Source organism: Rubrivivax gelatinosus, assembly GCF_016583785.1.
GTDB lineage: Bacteria > Pseudomonadota > Gammaproteobacteria > Burkholderiales > Burkholderiaceae_C > Rubrivivax > Rubrivivax gelatinosus_B.
Genome location: NZ_NRRU01000202.1, coordinates 1 through 2,420, shown reverse-complemented (window position 1 = coordinate 2,420; position 2,420 = coordinate 1). Strand labels below are relative to the sequence as shown.

The 2,420-nt window shown below is 77.4% G+C and carries 1 protein-coding gene and 1 pseudogene; both read left to right on the top strand.

What is annotated here, in order from left to right:
• Positions 1 to 55 precede the first annotated feature (55 nt).
• The gene (locus CKO43_RS25300; protein WP_200380398.1) at positions 56 to 2,041 is read left to right on the top strand and encodes an AsmA family protein; all 1,986 of its coding nucleotides are present in this window, start codon (positions 56 to 58) and stop codon (positions 2,039 to 2,041) included.
• Positions 2,042 to 2,187: 146 nt separating this feature from the next.
• Positions 2,188 to 2,420 (top strand): annotated as a pseudogene (locus tag CKO43_RS25295) (hypothetical protein); the annotation flags it as partial.

The following is a 2,420-nucleotide window of genomic DNA, read 5'->3' as shown; positions in this document are numbered from 1 at the left end:
GGTCGCCGGCCCCGGCCGCCGACCCAGCGCCGGGCGACGAGCCGCAGGCGCCGGCATGACGACCGCGCGCCGCGGCCTGCGCGGGGTCGCGATCGTGCTCGCGGCGCTGCTGCTGGTGCTGCTCGCCTGCGAGGCGCTGGGCTGGCCTTTCCTGCGCGGCCCGGTGGAACGCGCCGCGGCCCGGGCCACCGGCACGCCGGTGCGCATCGAAGGCCCGTTCCGCGTGCGTTTCGTCTTCGGGCCGCACGTCGAGGCCGGGCGTTTCGTCGTCGGCGCGGCGCAGGGCTTGGACCTGCCGCATTTCGTCGATGCGCGCGAGCTGCGGGTCGACTGGCACTGGGGCGACATCCGCCGCTGGCGCGACGGCGAGCCGCTGCGGCTGCAGGCGCTGCGCGCCGGGGCACTGGACGCGCGCCTGCTGCGCCTGGAGGACGGACGCGCCAGCTGGCAGCTGGGCCGCAGCACGCCGACGGCCAAGAGCGACCCGCAGCTGCCGGAGTTCGGCCTGCTGTCGGTCGGCAGCGGCCACATCGAGATCGACGACCGTCCCGGCGAGCTGCAGCTCGTCGTCGAGATCCGTGGCAGCGAAGGCGAGGGCGGCGCCGGCATCGAGGCCAGTGCACGCGGGAGCTGGCGCGGGCAGCCGGTGGTGCTGGACGCACACGCCGCCGCCACGCTGCCGCTGCTGCAGAGCGCCGACAACGCACCCAGCCTGCCGGTGCGTGTCGAAGGGCGCATCGGCCGCGTCGTGCTGGCCTTCGACGGCCGCGCCGCGGCGCTGGTCACGGCCCGGCGCCTGGATGGCGCGCTGCGCCTGCAGGGCCCGTCGCTGGCGACGCTGGACGAACCGCTGGGGCTGGCGCTGCCGGCGACGCCGGCTTTCGATCTCGTCGGGCGCATCGTGCACGACGCCGGCATCTGGCGGCTCGTCGCCGAGCGCGCGAGCATCGGCAGCAGCCGGCTCGACGGCGACTTCCGCTACGACAGCAGCGCGCGCCCGGGGCGGCTGAGCGGCCGGCTCGGCGGCGAGCGCCTGGCGCTGGCCGACCTCGGCCCGGCGGTCGGCGGCGACGGCCGCAAGAAGCCGCCGCCGGCGGCGGACGCACCGGCCACCCGCGTGCTGCCGCAGCGCGAGTTCGAGCTGCCGCAGCTGCGCACGATGGACGCCGACGTCCAGGTGGCCATCGGCGAACTGGTGTTCGGCGGCAGCACGCTCGAGCCGCTGCGTCAGCTGCGCATGCGCGTGCGCCTGAGCGGCGGCGTGCTGCGGCTGGACGCGCTGTCGGCTTCGATGGGCGGCGGCCGTGTGGCGGGCACGACCGAACTCGATGGCCGCAGCAGCCCCGCGCGCTGGGCCGCCGACCTGCGTTTCGACGGCGTGCGCATCGAGCGCTGGATCCCCGCGCTGCAGCCGGCCCGCGGCCGCGCCGCCAGCAGCGATGCGCGCACCGCCTATCTCACCGGGGTGCTCGAAGGGGCGCTGGCGCTCAGCGGCCGCGGCCGCTCGACGGCGCAGATCCTCGGCTCGTCCGACGGCCACGGCCGGCTGCTGCTGCGCCGCGGCACCGTCTCGCACCTGCTGACCGAGGCCGCCGGCATCGACCTGGCGCAGGCGCTGGGCGTGCTGGTGCGCGGCGACGAACCGCTGCCGCTGCGCTGCGCGCGGCTCGAGTTCCGCGTCGCCGACGGCATCGTCGAGCCGCAGGTGGCGGTGATCGACAACCGCGACAGCACCGTGCGCCTGGACGGGCGCGTGAGCCTGTCCGACGAGACGCTGGCTTTGCGGGCGCGGGTGCGGCCCAAGGACTTCTCGCCGCTGTCGCTGCGCACGCCGGTGCTGATCGGCGGCTCGTTCTCGCGGCCCGAGGTCGGCCTGGACCCCGCGCAACTGGCCGGGCGCGCCGCGGCCGCGGCGGCGCTGGGCCTGCTGGCGGCGCCGCTGGCGGCCCTGCTGCCCTTCGTCGACGCCGGCAGCGGCGAAAGCGGCGACCCCTGCGTCGATCCGGCGCCGGTGACCGCCGCGTCGCGGCCGGGGCGCTGACGGAGCTGTCGGCCGCGCCCGCCCGGGTGGCCGCGGCCCTGTCCTACGCCGGGCGGCAACGCCGCCCGACGCCCGGCGCCGCCGCCCGCGCCTAAGGTTTGCATCAGGTCGCCGCCATCCCGGTGGCGCCCCAAAGCCTGAAGCCGATGAGCCCGTCCAACCTGTTCAAGACGCTGCTTGCCGCCGGTTCGACGACGCTGCTGCTGGGTTGCGGCCCGACGCCGTGGCCCGAGGCCAGCGCCGCCGAGCCCGCCGACCCGCTGCCGCCGCCGCGCCTCGAAGCCGAAGCCGGGCCGCTGGCGCCGCCGGTGCCGGCGCCGCGGCTGCAGACGCCGGAGCTGATCGTCGACAAGGTCACCGACGCCGGCATCGGCGCCGC

Coding starts and splice junctions, on each gene's coding strand:
- CKO43_RS25300 (WP_200380398.1), top strand. CDS start 56: ATGACGACCGCGCGCCGCGGCCTGCGCGGGGTCGCGATCGTGCTCGCG.